The organism is Nocardia sp. NBC_00565, assembly GCF_036345915.1.
Classification (GTDB): Bacteria; Actinomycetota; Actinomycetes; order Mycobacteriales; family Mycobacteriaceae; genus Nocardia.
Window position 1 is genome coordinate 5835656 of the sequence record NZ_CP107785.1, and the last position, 17420, is coordinate 5853075.

The window sequence follows — 17420 nt, forward strand, 5'->3', positions numbered from 1 at the left end:
TCACCCGAAGCCCCACAGCCCCGCCCTCGGAGGCGGGGCTGTGTCATTTCTCGAGAATGCGCTGATGCGGGAGCGACGTTTGCCTACATCAGGGCACGGTGATCGGATATCCGAGTCAGGCTTGGTCGTAGGCGTCCTGGAGGGATTTGAGGTCGAGTTTGGACATGGTGCGGAGGGTGGTGGCTACAGCGGCGGCTTTGGTGGGGTTTTCGCTGTTCAACAGGGGGAGGAGGGGGGCGGGGACGACCTGCCAGGAGAGACCGTGGCGGTCGGTGAGCCAGCCGCAGGGGCCGGGTTCGCCGCCGTCGACGAGGGCGTCCCAGAGCTGGTCGACCTCGGTTTGGGTGTCGACGATGACCTGGATCGAGGCGGCGTCGGTGAAGGGGTGGCCGGGGCCGCCGTTCATCAGGGTGTAGGGGTGGCCGTCGAGTTCGATGGTGACGATGAAGGCCGAGCCGTCGGGGTGGCGATTGATCTCGACGACGCGTGAGTTGGGGATCAGGGCGGTGTAGCGGTTGGCGGCTTCCTCGGCGTCGCTGTCGAACCAGAGGAAAGTGTTGACCGACATGGTGGGCTCCTTGGGTTGGATGACCTGCTCTCACCCCTAGGTCGGAGCCGATCGGACGCCTCCGACACATCTGCGCGAATTCTTCAGATTTTTTTCGAGAAGGCGTCAGACGCTCGCCAAGGCCACGAAGCGATCCGGGGTGATCGTGATGAGAACACGCACGCGATCCGGCGCACCGAGGGCTACCCCGCTACCGTACTTCTCCCAAATCCGCTGGGTCCATACACCGTCCGGGTCGATGGCCAGCTCGGCATCGCCCATGACCCGAACCTGCCGATTCGGCCGCTGCCCGTCAGCGCGCACGCCGGCCTCCCGATCGATGACCAGCCCAACCCGCGGATTGGCCCGAATCCGCCGCAGATGCGGCCGCCCGGCCCAACTGGTCAATCGAAACGCACGGTGTTCCCACAGAAACCAGATCGGCGTGACATGCGGATATCCGGCAGCGTCGATCGTCGCCAAGTGCGCGACGGTGTCGCTGGCCAGCAATCCGGCGATCTCGGCCGGACGTAACGTCCGCATCCGCCAACCCTTCGGTTCGAACTGATGTTCGATTCTACCTCGAGGGGTGCGGCGCGTGTCGGACCGATCGGGGATGGGCTGGTGGGATTGTGTGGGCGGCGAGCCGAATCAGCTCGCGCACTCGGGGGCGTCGGCGTCTTCGAACAGTGGCAGGCCGGTGGGTGGGGCGTACACGACGTCGAGAATGAGGGGATCGGGGCCGAGGTTGCGGCCGATGTGGACGTTCCAGGAGCCCTCGGGCTCGTAGATGAAATCGCCGGTGCGGTAGACGGGGGCGACGCAGTCCGGGCCGGGGTGGGTGAGGGTGCCGGAGCGGACGAAGCCGAAGACGGGGCCGTCGTGGTAATGCCAGCCGGTGGAACCGCCTGGAGCGATAGTGATTTCGCGGACGACGAGATCGGTGCCCGCGACGAAGGGCAGCAGTCCAGCGGGGATCTGGGCCTGGGCGAGGGTGACGGCGGTGATGTCGGTACCGGGGGTGGCGTTGGCGGTTGCCGCGCCGAAGACCGAACCGCCCACCACGAGCACCGCGGCGGCCCCGCGCGTAAATGGCGTCATCGCGGCAGCCTAACCAGGATGTCGGCGGCGGAAAAGGGCAGAGTTCATGAAATGTTCGCCCTCGAATCGCGTTGCCGAGTTGCCTGATCCGCCACGGGCGTACAGCATTTGATGCCATGCCGTCGAAGCCGTTGAACCCTGCGGGCGATCTACCGGATACCGGGATTCCCGCCGCCCTGTCCGCTCAGATGACGATGGCCGAACAGCATGAGTGGCACCGGAACTATCTACGCCGCCACGCGGTGTCCCGGCGCAATGTCCTGCGCGGTGCGGCGGCGGCCGCGGCGGCCGCGGCCGTTGGCACCTCCCCCTTCGGCAGGCGCGCCTATGCCGAGGACACTCAGCTCGCGGTCGGAGGTCGGCACGTCGCGTACGGGCCGAATGCGACCAGTCAGCTGCGCTTCGCTGGTCAACTCTCCCGTCCACCGGCGGGTACGAAGGTCTTCCTCGATCACGGTCCGACGCCCGCACTGGGCGCAACCATCGAGGCCGAGGTGCGCAATCTGCTGACCCAGGTGCCCGTCGCCGACGGCGGAGTCCTCGCGGCCGAACAGTTCTACGTGCACGCCCCCGTCGACGGCCTGCCCGGTCGACTGCCGCATTTCTACCGGTGGCGCACTTCCGACGGGTTCACCGGCGATATCCGCAACGCCGCACCCGCGATGCCCAGCGCGCGCACCTCGATCCTGCCGTTCCGCTTCACCATGATGGGCGACCAGGGCACCGACGACACCCCGGCGCAGCCGCAGGGCACAGTCCCCGGCGACTACGACGACAAGTACTACAAGCCCGACAACGATCCGACCGCACCGCACGCGACCAACGTGCTGCGCCAAATCGCCGCCGCCAAACCGGATTTCCACATTCTCGCCGGTGATATCGCCTACGCCGACCCGTCCGGCGCGGGCAAGCCGAACGAATTCGTCGCACACGACGCGACGCTGGCGACCGGCTTCGACAAGTACAACCCCTACGTCTGGGACGTCTATTTCGGCGCCATCGAGCTCAGCGCCGCCCAGACACCCTGGATGTTCGCCACCGGCAACCACGATATGGAAGCCACCTACGGCCAGCACGGCTACGGCGGGCATCAGGCACGGCTGGACTTTCCCGGCAACGGCCCCGCGGGCTGCCCCTCGGCGTACTCGTTCACCTACGGCAATGTCGCGGTGCTCTCGCTCGATGCCAATGACGTCAGCTATGAGATCAAGGCCAATACCGGGTATTCCGGTGGGGCACAGACGAGTTGGGTGGAACGGGCGCTCGCCGCCTATCGCGCCGATCCGGATATCGACTTCCTGGTGTGCTTCTTCCACCACTGTGCGTACTCGACCACCGACGCGCACGCCAGCGACGGCGGCGTGCGCGATGCCTGGGCGGAACTGTTCGACAGGTATCAGGTGGATCTGGTGCTGCAAGGCCACAATCACGTCTTCGAACGCACCGATCCGATCCGCGCGGGCGCCGCGACCAAGGTCGCCGGTGACAATTCGATCGTGTACCCGGCGACCGACGGCACCGTCTACTACACCGTCGGCGGCGGTGGCCGGCCCCGCTACGATTTCCAGCCCGGATCGCAGGAGTCGTTCCGCGGCCGCGAATTACCGGACACCACGGTCCCGAACAGCTATGTGTGGACCTCCTCCGGCGGCAAGCAGGATGAGGCCGCCCCCTGGTCGCGCGTGCGGTTCCGCAACTACTCGTTCCTGCGCGTCGATGTCCGCCCCGGCATCTTCGCCAGCGAAATGGATGTGGTCGCGGTGGACGAATACGGCCGGGAATTCGACAAACTCACGTTCCGCCGTCTCGCCCGCTGAGCACCGGCTACTTCTCGTGCTTCGGCGGGAGCGAGCGCGCGTAGGTCACGCAACGATCGATCCACTCGTGCAGCGCCGCATCCTCGGCGATCGCTTCGCCCTCGACGCGCAGCCAGTTGTTCATCTGCCGACCGCCCATCACCATCACCTCGACATAGTCCCGGGCGAGCAGCGCATCGCTCTCGTCCGGATCGACGCGGGCCAGCAATCCGCCCGTGCGGCTCGCTGCGACTGCCATATTGCCGCCGATCAGGAAGGCCAGACCGCCGAACATCTTCTTTTCGACCACGCCGGGTTCGGGCTCGATCAGCTCCCGGATCCGATCGGCGAGCTCCGTGTCATATGCCATACCGCATTGTCGACCTGAACACCGACAAGTTCGTGGCGAACCTCGCCTGCGCCCAAGCGCCTACACGCCGAGGGCGGCGGCGAACAGCGGCCAGGACTGGTGGACGTCGTCCTGCCAGTAGGCCCAGGCGTGGGTGCCCGCCGGGCGGAGATTCACGGTGGCGGGGATGCCGGCGGCGGCCAGTCGTTCGACGAAGGGCCGGGTGCAGCCGCCGATGACGGTCTCCATGATGCCGCCGACCAGCATGCGGTCGAGCAGGCGGACCGGGTTGCCGTCGATGCCGGTTTCGCCGAGGGCCTCGTACCGGCCCGGTGCGCCGTTGCCCGCCGAGATGTAGAGCGCCACACCCCGCAAACGGTCCACGTGCAGCATCGGATCGTGCTCGGCCCAGGCCGGGTTGTCCGGGGCGCCCCACATGTTGTCGGCGTTCGCGCCGAAGACCGCCAGCTGGGAGTGCATGTAGGCGTTGGCCGCGGCGTCGCTGGTGCGTGGACAGCCGCTGTAGGCGCCCACCGCCTGATAGAGACCGGGCGCGCCGATCGCCAGATTCAGTGCCGAGGTCGCCGACATCGACAGGCCCGCAATGGCATTGCGCCCGGTCATGCCGAAACGTGATTCCAGCAGCGGCGGCAGTTCCTTGGTCAGGAAGGTCGTCCACTTGTTGCGGCCGAGGACCGGATCGTCGCTCAGCCAATCGGTGTAGTAACTCGCGCGCCCACCGATCGGCACGATCACATTGACCGGCTTATCGGCGAAGAAGTCCGCGATATCGGTGCGCCGCATCCACGGCCCGCCCTCCTCGCCGCCGTCGACCGCATTGAGCAGATAGAGCGCGGGCGCACCGGAGCCGGGATGCGACATCCACAGCGTGATGGGCCGATTCATCGCCGCCGAATGAACCACGACCTCGAACTGCCGCCCGCCCAGCGGCCGAACGTCGAGGATCCGGGAGCCGGGATCGGCTGCGGCGGTGATGGGGATGATCGCGGCGCAGACCGCGAGCAGTAAAACCAGGCATCGGGTGAGGGAGCGCAGCGAGCGAACCATCGGCACAACGCCCAGCGAGCGTGAGGTAGCCGAGCGAGGCGGGGGCACGAGCCGGTACATGGGTGGATTCCTATCACGAGCCAGCGTGCGCCCTGGGGATTCGACAGGCGTGTTCGGCGGGCGATCAAACCGTCGTGGCTGATCGGGCACGGTATCGGCAAATTCGCGGCCGCTGCGGTGGGCGGGTGTTCGGCCTTGACGACATGTGCACGCCTGGCACTCAGGACGACGAAATCACCTCCGCGAACACATCGTCGAGCGCACTGGCCGATAGGCCGAAGGTCTCCCGGGTCGCCGAATCGTCGACGGTGAACTTCCGGTGCGACATGTGCTGGGTCTCGAACAACTCGGCCCAGAACGGATCGGTGAGGCCGAGCAGGGTCAACTCACGGTCGGTCATCACGTCGAGGCGTGGCGCCGGCGCGTCGGCCACGGTGGCGAATCGCTCGGCGGCCTCGCGCAGTGTGCTGGTGATCGTCGGGGCGAGCCAGGCTCGTCCCCAGGCGTTTTCGGCACGGGCGAGCGCGACCAATGCGGCGGCCGCGTCGCCGATCGCGGTGTAGGCATGCGGCAGGTCGAGATCCTGCGGGACCAGAGCGAGTTGGCCCGCAACGACTTTCGGCTGCACCAGCAGCGAGAACATCGATATCGCACCGGCACCGAGGAACTGGCCGGCCCTGACTTCGGTGACACGCACCCGGCCCGCGTCGTGCGCGGCCTTGGCATCGAGCCACATCTGCGCGCGCACCCGCCCCTTGGGGCCGGTGGCCGCCAACGGGGTGTCCGCGGTGAGCAACCCGTCCACCGGGCCGTAGCCGTACAGGTTGCCGAGCATCACGTAGTTCGCGCCGGACTGCGCCGCGGCCGACAGTATCGCCCCGAACAATGGCGGCACCGCCTCCGGCCAGGTGTGATAGGCGGGCATGGCCGCATTGAAGATGGTGTCGGCGCCCTCGACAAGTTCGGTGAGCGCGGGCGCGTCGACGGCATCGGCGGCGATCCGCTCGATATTCGGGTGCACCGGACCCGCGCCGCTGCGGCTGATCATCCGGACCTGATCGCCGGATTCGGCCAGCAGGACAGCGGTTGCCGAGGCGGTGCCGCCCCGGCCGACGATGACATGCGAAGGCATGCGAGTTCCCTTCTGAGACAAGGTAATCCAGACGATCGGAGGTTGTTGCCGATCGCGTGCCATCAACATTGCCGGGCGGGCGGGCGCTACACTAGTGGCCGGTTAGCCATCTATCCCAAGGATCAAGCCATGAAGACTGTGGCCGTTGTCGCCGTCGCGCCGGTGAAGCCCTTCGAACTCGCCATGCCCGGGACCATGCTCGGCACGGTGACGGTGGACGGTGAGCCGTGTTACCGGATGGTGGTGTGCACCGCCGAACCCGGCGTTGTTCCCGGTGCGCTGGGCGGCTTCGATGTCGTGGTGCCGCGCGGACTGGATGCGCTCGACGAGGCGGATACCGTCATAGTGCCGAGCACCGGCAGTCGAGGCACCGCCGATGCGGCCACTATCGCCGCACTGCGCCGAGCCGTCGATCAAGGCAAGCGCGTCACCTCGATCTGCAGCGGCGCATTCGTATTGGCCCAGGCCGGGCTGCTATCCGGTCGCACCGCGACCACGCACTGGGGACTGGCAGACGAACTCGCCGAGATGTTCCCGGAGGTGACAGTGCGCACCGACGCACTGTTCATCGAGGACGGACCGGTAACCACCGCCGCCGGTGCCGCCGCCGGAATCGACCTGTGCCTGCACCTGATTCGCACCGACTACGGCGCAACCATTGCCAATGCCGCGGCCCGCGCCGCCGTCGTAACCCCGGTACGCCCCGGCGGCCAAGCCCAATTCGTCGACTCACCACTGCCGCCCGAGAACGGGCTGACGCTCTCGGCCACCCGCACCTGGGCCCTGGAACGCCTCGACACTCCCCTATCCCTGGGCGATCTGGCCACCCACGCCCGCACCAGCGTGCGCACCCTCACCCGCCGCTTCCACGAGGAAACCGGCCTCAGCCCCCAGAAATGGCTACTGCACCAACGCATTCAGCGCGCCCGCGAACTCCTCGAATCCACCACCCTGCCGATGGACCAGGTGGCCCGCCACAGCGGCATCGGCTCCGCGGAATCCCTGCGCCAGCACATGATCCGCCACGTCGGCCTACCCCCGAGCGCCTACCGCGCCTCCTTCACCCGCAACCCGCACTGAGCCGCCTGAGCAAACCTCGGGGCGGCCCGGCTACACCTGAATAACAGTCAACTCCGGCACGACGGAAGGAAACCCGGTGTCCTGAGTGGCTACCGGCCATCCGTGTGCCATCGCAGTCGCCGCAATCCACGAATCGTTGATCTCCATCTTCGTCCCGGCCGCCTTCAGCCGCTGTCGCAGCAGCGCCCACGCCGCCACCACACGCTCATCGATGGGAATCGGTTGCAAGCGTTGCGCTGCCATCAGCGTATCCAGCCTGTGGGAACGGGACTCGTCATCGACGGACATCAGCACACCCCACCGCAATTCAGCGAAGGTGACCACGCTGACCGCCGATTCCTCCGGAAGCAGGTCGATGTCGATGCGCCGGTTGCTTTCGCGCGCGATAAATACCGATGTATCGAGCAGGCCGATGCTCATACGCTCGCTCACCGCCACGGACCTACGGTGTCGTCCGTGGTCTCGGTCAACTCATCCGCAAGCTGATCACGCAGGCCGGGATCGGCGAGCGGCAGATCAGCGAAGAATGCCCGCGTCGCCACAGTGGCTGGCCGCTCGCGGCGAGGCACCAACAGGGCGACCGGACGCTCGTTCACGGTGACTTCGAGGGTCTCACCCGCCTCGACTCGCCGCAGCACCTCACTGACGTGATTGCGCAGTTCACGCACCGAAACCCGCTCAGGATGAGACATGAATTCAGTGTAGCGTTTTTGCTACGGTGTGCTACGGCTTACTCGAATCCACCTTACTACCCATGGACCAAGTAGCCAGACACAGCGGCATCGGCAGCGCGGAATCCCTGCGCCAGCACATGATCTGCCACGTCGGCCTACCCCCGAGCGCTTACCGCGCTTCCTTCACCCGCAACCCGCACTGAGCCGCCTGACCTTCACACCCAACCTCATCATCCCGGCGAACGCTGGATGACGAGCGAAAGGGCCCGAGCGCGTCGTCTACGTCGCGGACCTTAGTCGTCGTGAGGTTCGAGCGATGGCCTTTGTATCAGTCAGAGCGAGGTCGCCACCATCAGGAGGCGGATCACACTTCGCCCACCCATCGCCGTGGATCTCGGGCCGTACGATCGTCGGCTTGGAGAAGGTGAACCCAATATCACAAAGTTGCTTCTTCGCCTCTGCGACCCACAGCCCGCCGAGACTGGCGTTCACGACAGCCCCGCTTGTGCCGGAGATCAGCAGCGCGGAGCGCGGCCACGGTGACGGACAGTCGAGAAATGTTGTAGCGCAATGGATTGCCCCCATTCTTCCTGCCTGAGCAGCCGATATCGCCCAGTACTCTCATGGCGTGATCAGTTCACTTCGTTGTCGACAACGCTGACAGGCGTGATCGTGAGGGCGTCGGCTTTGTCCAGGTCGGCGTCTGATTCGGAGACCCATCAGTCCTCGTCAACCTGCATCAGCGAGCCGTCCGCACCCAGAAATATCGGACGACTATCGAAGGGGGCACGGTCGAGTTTCTAGCGAGTGTCCTCGTGGGAAGACCGCGAGCAGCGCCCGCACCGATGGAGCGACATACATTCGGGCGGTGTGCAATTCGAACACGACCGCCGCCCTTGCACTACTCGACAAGTCGGAGCGCACCGCATCCGAAACGATCCGATACAACGGACATGCCCGCGAGATGTTGCACGCCTTGGCAAAACGCCCTCCGCCGGGAATGCGAGACTACGTCCGGCAGCTTTGTGAGCGCGTCGGCGTCGCCGTCTAGACACCGACCGCCCAGGTGCGCATTCTCGGTGAATGACTCTGCATTCGTTGCCTATTCCCGATCAGTTGTGGAGCGTTCGATCCATTCGGTGTAGGTGTCGATGCACCATTCGACCGGGGTTGCGGTCACTTCCGGGCTGTCCCACGGATGCAACTCGGCAACACGAGCTGCAAGTCGGTCACGAACAGCTGCTGAGGCGCGGAGCCTGACCCGCCATTCATTGCCTCCGCCGAGTTTGCCGAGGTGCCAGAAGACCGATGCCGCTGGGCCGGTGATCTCGGCACCGGCCGCGAGTCACTCGGCGACGGCAGTCCGCGCGATGACCGAGCGTCACTTTCGGTTGGTGTTGTGGAGAAAGCGGACTATACCTGTGCCGTTGTCATGCAGCCACACTAGGACGCGCGCTCATCTCATTTCCAAGACTGCGGCGATCGGCCGCAGTGCATAAAAAGCCTCGGCGGCAGGTTGCTACGAAGTAGAGGGCGATGACGACAGAATCTGTGCCTTGGGCGCTAGATCGCGGACGGCGGTGCGGTAGCGATCGGCGATCAGGCGGACGACTGCGGGATGCACGCCGATCGGTTCGGCCACACCGTCCGCACCCGCTTCGTGCAGGCGCTGTTGGAACAGTCCGTGTGCGAGCAGGTACGAAGCGATGAAGACGCGTTTTTCGCCTGACTCACGTAGTGCGGCAACAACTTCCGAGATACGCGGCGCTCCGGTGGCGACGTAGCCGATTCGGACCGGTGTATCCAGGCGCTCGGCCAGCATGGCCGCCGCGCGCCGAACGTCCTGGCGGGCACGGGCATCCGAGGATCCAGCGGCTGCGAAGATCACCGCGTCACCCCGTCGCCATCCGGCGGCACGTAGGCGCATGGCCATGATTCGGGTCAGCGCAGGGTCCGGTCCCATCGCGGGCGTCACCGCGACCGAGGGATGTCCGCTTGCGGCCACCTCGCGCGGCACATCCTGGTACACGTGGTATCCGGACGCGAGGAATGCCGGAACCACCACGGCGGGAATGGATTCGCCTGCGGCGTCGGTCAGATCGCGCAGCACCTCCGACGGCGACGGACCGAGCACGTCCACGAAAGCCGTACGCACCCAAGGCTGCCCGGTACTCTCCGGCTCGCGAACGACGCCGCTACAGTCGCTAACCTGAGCCGATACGGCGGAGATATCGGCGTCGCGCCCCGAAAACGCGGCGCCGAGCTCCCGTGCCACCGCCTCGGCCAGCGCGGCGATCATCTGCACACCCCGGGTGCTCCTGGTGCCGTGTGCCACCAGGACCAGGGCCGGAGCCGTCACCAGCTCCCCGCAGTCTGCACATACCTCGGCGCGCGCGCCGGAGTACCGATGCCGGATGCCGGCGCAACGGTACGCGGATAGTCATCGGCGCATTCCGCGGCGTCCAGCGCCAGTCGGTAACCCCGTTTGACCACGGTCTGAATGGCTTTCGGCGTGCCGAGCCCGGCGCGCAGCCGCGCGATCGCGGTCTCCACGGCGTGGGTGTCGTCACCGCCGCCGGGCAGCGCCGCGAGCAGATCCTCGCGAGATACCACCCGCCCCGGCTGACGTGCCAGCGAGCGCATCAACGCCATTGGCGCCGGCGCGAGCTGCCGCACCGAACCGTCGACCACCACACAGGCCCCACGCACGCTGATCGCATGCCCGGCGGCCTGAATTCGATTGGCGCGCCTCGGCAATTCCTCGGCGACGTGCCGCGCCAGCGCACCGAGCCGGGCCCGACCCGGCATCGACGTAGCCACCCCCAGCTCCTCCAGCGGAGCCGCGGTGATCGGTCCGACGCAAGCGGGCAGCACCCGGCCGCGCAGAGCGTGCAGCACACCTTCCAACAGCCCGGTTTCCTTGGCGCGCATCAACAGTGACGCCACGGCGGGCGCGCTGGTGAAGGTCACACAGTCCAGGCTGGAGGTGACGATGGCCTCGATGAGCTGATCCATCGGCCCCTGATCATCCGGCGGCACCCAGCGATACACCGGCACCGGAATGACATCGGCGCCCGCACAACGCAATACCTCACAGAAATCGGGAACCGGTTCCCATTCCGTTGTCGCACCGTGCAATTGGACCGCGATCCGCACGCCCTCCACGCCCTCGGCGAGCAGATGGTCGAGCACCTCGGCGGAGGATTCCGACGCCGGGGACCATTCCTCGCGCAGTTCGGCGGCGCGAATGGCGCCCTTGGCCTTCGGCCCGCGCGCCAGCATCCTGGTCTCGGCCAGGGTCACCCGCAGGTCTTCGGCGATGCCCCAGCCCTCGGCCGCCTCCATCCAGCCGCGGAAGCCGATGCCGGTGGTGGCGACCACGAGCTGCGGCGGATCCGCGACGATCTCGCGGGTCACCCGCTCCAGCTCGTTGTCGTCGGCCAGCGGGATGATCCGAATGGCCGGGGCCGAGACGATACCGGCGCCCCGGCGCCTGAGCAGCGTGGCGAACTCGTCGGCCCGCCTGGCCGCCGTGACCCCGACCGTGAAACCGGCCAGACAGGCGCCCGTATCGATTGTCGTCATGCCGATCCACCGTCCGTGGCGAGCTCGGCCGCGACCGGCTCATTGGAAACCGAAACGATGCCGTCGTCGACACGCACCGCGTATACCGGCAGCGCTGCCGAATCATCATCCAGGCAACGTCCGTCCAGCAACGAGAACGCCTGCTTCAGCAGCGGCGACGCCACGACGGGAATGCCGCCGCGATCACCGACGATCCCGCGCGACATCACGGCCGCGCGGCCGAACGGATCAATATTGCCCACGGCGTAGAGCATCCCGTCGGGCAATACGAACAGGGCGGCCTGACGGCCACCTTTCAGCAACACCGCAACGCCGCGGCCGGGGATCAGGTAGTCGAGTCGGCACGCCTGCGTCCACCCAATGGTGGTAGCTGCGGCGATGCCGGGGGTATCGATCACGGTCATCGGTGTCATCCTCCAAACGCCTTACCCATTGGTACCGGCGCCCTGTTTCTTGGGGGTTAAGCGGCTATTGCCCGCGTGTGGCGACCGGGACTTCCGGCATCCCGAGCAACACCGGCACCTTCCGTTCGCCGGTTTCGTCGAACGAAATGGTCGGATCGGACTCCTCCGGGGCATTGACAAACGACACGAAGCGCGAAAGCTTCTCCTCGTCGTCGAGCACCGCGGCCCACTCGTCGCGGTAGCCCGCGACATGCTGGGCCATGGCCGCCTCCAGATCCTCGGCGATGCCGAGGCTGTCCTCGCAGATGACCTGCTTGAGGTAATCGATGCCGCCCTCGAGGGCCTCCTGCCAGGGCGCGGTGCGCTGCAGCCGGTCGGCGGTGCGGACGTAGAACATCAGGTACCGGTCGATGTAGCGGATCAGCGTCTCGTCGTCGAGATCACCGGCCAGCAGCACCGCGTGCTTCGGCACGAGACCGCCGTTACCGCCGACGTACAGGTTCCAGCCGTGCTCGGTGGCGATGACGCCGACGTCCTTGCCGCGCGCCTCGGCGCATTCGCGGGCGCAACCGGAGACGGCCAGCTTCAGCTTGTGCGGCGAACGCAGTCCGCGGTATCGCTTCTCGAGCAGCACGGCCATGCCGACCGAATCCTGCTGGCCGTACCGGCACCAGGTGGATCCGACGCAGCTCTTCACGGTCCGCAGCGACTTGCCGTAGGCGTGCCCGGATTCCATGCCGACATCGACCAGGCGCTTCCAGATCAGCGGCAACTGTTCGACGCGCGCGCCGAACAGATCGATGCGCTGACCACCGGTGACCTTGACATATAGGTCGAATTCCTTGGCGATCTGGCCGATGGTGATCAGCTGATCGGGGGTGACCTCACCGCCGGGCATCCGCGGCACCACCGAGTAGGTGCCGTTCTTCTGCATATTGGCCAGGAAGTGGTCGTTGGTGTCCTGCAGCGCGGCCTGCTCGCCGTCGAGGATGTGCTCGCTCGAGGTCGAGGCCAGGATGGAGGCGACCGTCGGCTTGCAGATATCGCAGCCGGTGCCCTGGCCGTGCTTGGCGATCAGGCCGGAGAACGTGCGGATACCGGTGGCCTGGACGATCTGGAACAGCTCGGCGCGCGACTGGGCGAAGTGCTCGCAGAGCGCCTTGGACATCTCGACGCCGGACTGTTCCAACAGCTTCTTGAGCATGGGAACGCAACCGCCGCAGGATGTTCCGGCGGAGGTGCACTTCTTGATGCCCGGGACATCGCAGGCGCCGTCCGCGATGGCCCCGCAGATCGCACCCTTGGAAACGTTGTTGCAGGAACAGATCTGGGCGTCATCGGGTAGCGAGTCGGCGCCGAGTTCGGCGCCGGCCGGGGAGATCAGCGCGGCGGGTTCGGCGGGCAGCGGACGTCCGACCAGCGGACGCAGCGCCGAATACGCGGTCGCGTCGCCGACCAGGATGCCGCCGAGCAGGATCTGCGCGTCATCGGAGACAACGAGTTTCGCGTAGGTGCCCTTGGCCGCATCGTGCAGCACCACCGACAGCGCGCCCTCGGTGGTGCCGTGTGCGTCACCGAAGCTGGCCACATCGACACCGAGCAGCTTGAGCTTGGTCGACATATCCGCGCCCGGGAATTCGCCCGCGCCACCGAGCAATCGGTCCGCGACGATCTCGGCGGTGGTGTAGCCGGGTGCGACCAGGCCGTAGCAGGTGCCCTCGACGGCGGCGCATTCGCCGATCGCGAAGATATTCGGATCGGAGGTCCGCAGGCCTAGGTCGGTGATGATGCCACCGCGCGGGCCGACCTCGATGCCGCTGTCGCGGGCAATCTGGTCGCGCGGGCGGACACCGGCGGAGAAGACCACCAGACCGGCCTCGATCACCGACTCATCGGACAGCGTAATCCGCAGGCGCTCAGATGTTTTCGTATCCGCGACGGTCTCGATCGACGCGGTGCCGACACCGGTGTGCACCTGCAGTCCGAGGTCGGTGACCAGCTTCTCCAGGATCGCGCCACCGCCCTCGTCGATCTGGGCGGGCATCAGGCGGGCGTTGTACTCCACCACATGCGGTGTCATGCCGAGCAGTCGCAGCGCGTTGGCCGCCTCCAGGCCGAGCAGACCACCGCCGACGACCACACCGGCCGCGCCGGGCCCGGCCGCCTCGGCCGCCGCCCGGATGCTGTCCAGGTCGTCGATGGTCCGGTAGACGAAGCACTCCGGCAGATCATGCCCGGGAACCGGCGGCACGAAGGGGTACGACCCGGTCGCCAGCACCAGCGCGTCGTAGGCGATGGTGTCCCCCGCCGACGTGGTGACCTTGCGGGCCTCCCGGTCGATGGTCTGCGCGGCCTGGCCGAGCCGCAGCTCGACCAGTTCGTCACCGGCGTACTCGTTACCGGGCAGCGCGAGCGCGCCCGCATCCCAGGTGCCGACGTACGACGAGAGTCCGACCCGGTCGTAGGCGGGCAGCTGCTCCTCGCTGAGGATGACCACCTGCCACTGACCGGCCTCGTCCCGGGACCGCAGCGCCTCCACGAACCGGTGTCCGACCATGCCGTGGCCGACGACCACGGCGGTCTTGCGGTGGGTGGGGTCGACTGTCGAGTTCATGACTGTCCTCCGTTGATGGTTCGGCGTCAGGCTCGGGCCGACGTACTGGCGGACTGGGATTCGGTGCCCGCGGTCTCGGCCTCGAGCACCAGGGCTTCGGCCTCGACCACGACCACGGAGTCGGTGCTGCCGACCGAGCGCAAGCCGGGACGGCGCAGGAAGACCGCCCAGGTCACCACCGCGCAGACGACGTAGAAGGCCATGAAGACCCAGAATGCGGTGGTCGCCGATTTGGTCGAGGCGTAGGAGGAGCGCAGCACCAGGTTGATCGCGACGCCGCCGAGTGCACCGATCGCGCCGACGAAGCCGATGAGCGCACCGGAAGTGTTCTGCGACCAGGCCGCCTGGGTGGCCGGACTGGCGTCCAGGCTCTTGGACTTGGCGTCGAAGACCGACGGGATGATCTTGGTGACCGCGCCGTTGCCGATGCCCGACACGATGAACAGCCCGATGAACCCGACCACCAGCGCGACCATCGCCGCGCCACTGGGCACGCCGCCGCTGCGGTCGCCCGCGGTGCTCGCCACCGCGACCAGCACCGCGGCCGCGGTCATCGCGCCGAAGGTGTACATGGCGACTCGGCTGCCGCCGATCCGGTCGGCCCACTTGCCGCCGTAGGGCCGGGCCAGCGAGCCGAGCAGCGGACCGATGAACGCGATCTGCGCGGCGTGCAGCGTGGCATGCGCGACGGTGTCGCCACCGGCCTTGAAGCTGATCTGCAGCACCTGACCGAAGGCGAAGCTGTAGCCGATGAACGAACCGAAGGTGCCGATGTACAGGAAGGCGATCGCCCAGGACTGCGGCACCTTGAGCGCCGTGATCATGTAGGACAGATCAGCCTTCTGGTTCTTCAGGTTGTCCATGTACAGCGCCGCGCCGACACCGGCCAGTGCGACTAGCACGAGGTAGATCGCGCAGATCACCGAGGCGTAGCCGTTGCCGAGGGTCGCGATGACCAGCAAGCCGACCAGCTGGATGACGGGCACGCCGATATTGCCGCCGCCCGCGTTCAAACCGAGCGCCCAACCCTTCAGCCGCTGCGGGTAGAACGCATTGATATTGGTCATCGAGGAGGCGAAGTTGCCGCCGCCGAAACCGGCGAATGCCGCGACGATCAGGAAGGTCGTGTACGAGGTGCCCGGCTGGTTGATGAAGTACAGCGTGAGCAGCGTCGGAATGAGCAGCAGCGCCGCACTGAAGATGGTCCAGTTACGGCCGCCGAAGCGGGCCGTCGCGACGGTGTACGGAATCCGCAGAATCGCACCGACCAGAGTCGGCATGGCGACCAGGAAGAACTTGCCCGCCGGATCGATCCCGAACTTGTCGGTGGGCATGAACAGCACCATGACCGACCAGATGGACCACACCGAGAACCCGACGTGCTCGGCGAAGACCGACCAGATCAGATTCCGCTTGGCGACGTCTTTGCCACCGGCCTCCCAGGCCGCGACATCTTCGGCATCCCAATGCTCGATGTTGTGGTTACGCGTCAGCGTGCTCAACAGGGGCCTCCCAAAATCGGTTAGCCCCACGGTAGGAAACGGGTATTGCCGAAATGCTGCCCCAAATGACCGTCAAATCAACGGTTGCTCACGATTCCCCAAGATCCGGGGTGAGTTTCAATGGAATGTTTCGCGCATGTGACACAACGGTTTCCGCGCGTCACAAACAGCCGACTTGTCAATCAGCAGTCGGTGAGATGTGACGCGCACAGCATGCTCGACCCCGCACACCCGCGCAACTCGAGCGGTGAGATTTCGAGCTATTTATTCCAGGTGTCCTCGAGCATGCGCGGCTTGCATGCCTGCCAGGCCCCCGCCAGCATCACCAGGACGGCGACGACGAGCATCGCGAACGGCGCGGCCCAGCCGTCGGTGACGGAGTGCAGCATGCCGAACAGCAGCGGACCGGCACAGGCGACCGCGTACCCGACACCCTGCGCGAAGCCTGACAGCGCGGCCGAGCCATGCGGAGTCCTGGTACGCAAATTGATCAGCGTGAGCGCCATCGGGAAGGTGCTCGGACCGAGGCCGAGTAGCACCACCCACAGCAGCGGCGCGCTCATCGGCGCGATCAGCAGTCCGGCGAACGCGGTGAAATAGAAGACGGCGCAACCGACCACGAACGGAAAAGGATTGCGAAAGCGCGCGACGACCGTCGGTGCGGTAAACGCCGACACCAGCCCGACCAGCGCGAACAGACCGACCATCGTGCCACCGAAGGCGGCGCTCGCGCCCGCCTCGGACAGGATCTTCGGCAGCCAGGTGAATATCGCGTAGGTGGTCAGCGAGGTCATGCCGAACATGCCGGCCATGCCCCAGGCCATCGGCGAACGCCACACCTTGCCCTCGGGCTCCGCGCTCTTCGCGGGCAGGCCGGTAGTGTCCACCCGATCGCGGCCCCGCCGGTCCCGCAGCACACCGAACCACGGCAGCGCCGCGGCGAAGCCGAGCACCGCCCACAGGCCCAGCGAGATCCGCCACCCGTGCGCCTGCGCGACCGGCACCGCGATGAGCGCGGGCACCACGGTGCCGAGCTGGACCATGGTGATGTACAGCGAGCTGACCACCGCCAGCCGGTCCGGGAAGTACCGCTTGACCAGCGGCGGGATCACCACATTGCCGATGCCCATACCGCCGAGGGCCAGCGCGGAGAAGATGAGCAGCTCACCCGTGCCGCCGACCACGGCGCGGATCAGCATGCCGAGCCCGGCCAGCAACATCGCGACCAGCGCCGTGCGTTCCAGTCCGAGCCTGCGGACGAACAGCGGGGTGAGTAGACCCGAGACCGCGAACATGGCGGTCGGGATCATGCCGAAGACGCCGACAACAGCCGTCGAGTAACCGATATCGGCGCCGATGCGCTCGGCCAGCGGAGAGAACGCGGTGACAGCGACCCGGAGGGTGAGCGCGGACATCACAATGGCGGCGAGGACGAGCAGTCGCCCTTCGGCCAGCGCGCGTTTACGCCGCTCGACCCGGACATATTCCGGACGAGTCGTGGTTTCCGGGAGAGTTGCAGTCACCGCGAAATCATAGGATGACCCCATGATAGGAGGCAAGGATTTGTG

The 17420-nt window shown here is 66.7% G+C and carries 17 protein-coding genes and 1 pseudogene; 3 read left to right on the forward strand and 15 right to left on the reverse strand.

What is annotated here, in order from left to right; all coding sequences use genetic code 11:
* Nucleotides 1-115: 115 nt before the first annotated feature.
* The 3 genes from OG874_RS27005 to OG874_RS27015 form a co-directional block, all read right to left on the reverse strand.
* Nucleotides 116-568: a VOC family protein gene (locus tag OG874_RS27005; RefSeq protein ID WP_330249926.1), complete on the reverse strand. Its 453-nt coding sequence runs from the start codon at nucleotides 566-568 to the stop codon at nucleotides 116-118.
* 105 nt (nucleotides 569-673) lie between these two features.
* A complete protein-coding gene (locus OG874_RS27010) occupies nucleotides 674-1090 on the reverse strand; it encodes a pyridoxamine 5'-phosphate oxidase family protein (protein ID WP_330249927.1) in 417 nt (138 codons plus the stop codon).
* Nucleotides 1091-1198: 108 nt separating this feature from the next.
* Entirely contained in the window at nucleotides 1199-1648 is a 450-nt protein-coding gene (locus OG874_RS27015) for a cupin domain-containing protein (protein WP_330249928.1), read from the reverse strand.
* A gap of 116 nt (nucleotides 1649-1764) precedes the next feature.
* Here OG874_RS27015 and OG874_RS27020 point away from each other — a divergent pair, with 116 nt between their 5' ends.
* Nucleotides 1765-3465, forward strand: a complete 1701-nt coding sequence (locus tag OG874_RS27020; RefSeq protein WP_330249929.1) for a metallophosphoesterase — start codon at nucleotides 1765-1767, stop codon at nucleotides 3463-3465.
* Nucleotides 3466-3472: 7 nt separating this feature from the next.
* Here the strand turns inward: OG874_RS27020 and OG874_RS27025 are convergent, their stop codons facing one another.
* The 3 genes from OG874_RS27025 to OG874_RS27035 all read right to left on the reverse strand — a co-directional run bounded on the left by OG874_RS27025 (nucleotide 3473) and on the right by OG874_RS27035 (nucleotide 5993).
* Nucleotides 3473-3814 (reverse strand): TfoX/Sxy family protein, encoded by a 342-nt coding sequence (locus OG874_RS27025; protein ID WP_330249930.1) that lies wholly within the window; start codon nucleotides 3812-3814, stop codon nucleotides 3473-3475.
* 60 nt (nucleotides 3815-3874) lie between these two features.
* Complete coding sequence (locus OG874_RS27030; RefSeq protein ID WP_330249931.1) at nucleotides 3875-4861, reverse strand: alpha/beta hydrolase; 987 nt, start codon at nucleotides 4859-4861, stop codon at nucleotides 3875-3877.
* A gap of 220 nt (nucleotides 4862-5081) precedes the next feature.
* Complete coding sequence (locus tag OG874_RS27035; protein ID WP_330249932.1) at nucleotides 5082-5993, reverse strand: NAD-dependent epimerase; 912 nt, start codon at nucleotides 5991-5993, stop codon at nucleotides 5082-5084.
* A gap of 129 nt (nucleotides 5994-6122) precedes the next feature.
* Here OG874_RS27035 and OG874_RS27040 point away from each other — a divergent pair, with 129 nt between their 5' ends.
* A complete protein-coding gene (locus OG874_RS27040) occupies nucleotides 6123-7073 on the forward strand; it encodes a GlxA family transcriptional regulator (RefSeq protein ID WP_330249933.1) in 951 nt (316 codons plus the stop codon).
* Nucleotides 7074-7103: 30 nt separating this feature from the next.
* Here the strand turns inward: OG874_RS27040 and OG874_RS27045 are convergent, their stop codons facing one another.
* Together OG874_RS27045 and OG874_RS27050 are read right to left on the reverse strand one after the other, a co-directional pair.
* The gene (locus tag OG874_RS27045; RefSeq protein ID WP_330249934.1) at nucleotides 7104-7511 is read right to left on the reverse strand and encodes a type II toxin-antitoxin system VapC family toxin; all 408 of its coding nucleotides are present in this window, start codon (nucleotides 7509-7511) and stop codon (nucleotides 7104-7106) included.
* Nucleotides 7502-7765: a type II toxin-antitoxin system Phd/YefM family antitoxin gene (locus tag OG874_RS27050; RefSeq protein ID WP_330249935.1), complete on the reverse strand. Its 264-nt coding sequence runs from the start codon at nucleotides 7763-7765 to the stop codon at nucleotides 7502-7504. Before OG874_RS27050 ends, OG874_RS27045 begins: the two co-directional genes overlap by 10 nt.
* A 62-nt stretch (nucleotides 7766-7827) precedes the next feature.
* On the opposite strand from OG874_RS27050, the gene OG874_RS27055 reads away from it, so the two are divergent.
* Entirely contained in the window at nucleotides 7828-7950 is a 123-nt protein-coding gene (locus tag OG874_RS27055) for a hypothetical protein (RefSeq protein WP_330249936.1), read from the forward strand.
* An 899-nt stretch (nucleotides 7951-8849) separates the two neighbouring features.
* On the opposite strand, the pseudogene cutA reads toward OG874_RS27055, so the two are convergent.
* The 7 genes and pseudogenes from cutA to OG874_RS27085 form a co-directional block, all read right to left on the reverse strand.
* A pseudogene (cutA, locus tag OG874_RS44880) lies at nucleotides 8850-9080 on the reverse strand (divalent cation tolerance protein CutA); the annotation flags it as partial.
* A gap of 186 nt (nucleotides 9081-9266) precedes the next feature.
* Nucleotides 9267-10106, reverse strand: a complete 840-nt coding sequence (locus OG874_RS27060) for a sirohydrochlorin chelatase (RefSeq protein WP_330249937.1) — start codon at nucleotides 10104-10106, stop codon at nucleotides 9267-9269.
* Entirely contained in the window at nucleotides 10103-11332 is a 1230-nt protein-coding gene (locus OG874_RS27065) for a uroporphyrinogen-III synthase (RefSeq protein ID WP_330249938.1), read from the reverse strand. Before OG874_RS27065 ends, OG874_RS27060 begins: the two co-directional genes overlap by 4 nt.
* Nucleotides 11329-11736 carry a nitrite reductase small subunit NirD gene (gene nirD / locus OG874_RS27070; RefSeq protein WP_330249939.1) on the reverse strand — a complete coding sequence of 136 codons (408 nt, stop codon included), beginning with the start codon at nucleotides 11734-11736 and terminating at the stop codon, nucleotides 11329-11331. Before nirD ends, OG874_RS27065 begins: the two co-directional genes overlap by 4 nt.
* 64 nt (nucleotides 11737-11800) lie before the next feature.
* Nucleotides 11801-14350 (reverse strand): nitrite reductase large subunit NirB, encoded by a 2550-nt coding sequence (gene nirB, locus OG874_RS27075; RefSeq protein WP_330249940.1) that lies wholly within the window; start codon nucleotides 14348-14350, stop codon nucleotides 11801-11803.
* A 26-nt stretch (nucleotides 14351-14376) separates the two neighbouring features.
* On the reverse strand, nucleotides 14377-15852 hold the full coding sequence (locus OG874_RS27080) for a nitrate/nitrite transporter (protein ID WP_330249941.1): 1476 nt from the start codon (nucleotides 15850-15852) through the stop codon (nucleotides 14377-14379).
* A gap of 260 nt (nucleotides 15853-16112) precedes the next feature.
* Complete coding sequence (locus tag OG874_RS27085; protein ID WP_330249942.1) at nucleotides 16113-17375, reverse strand: MFS transporter; 1263 nt, start codon at nucleotides 17373-17375, stop codon at nucleotides 16113-16115.
* Nucleotides 17376-17420 lie beyond the last annotated feature (45 nt).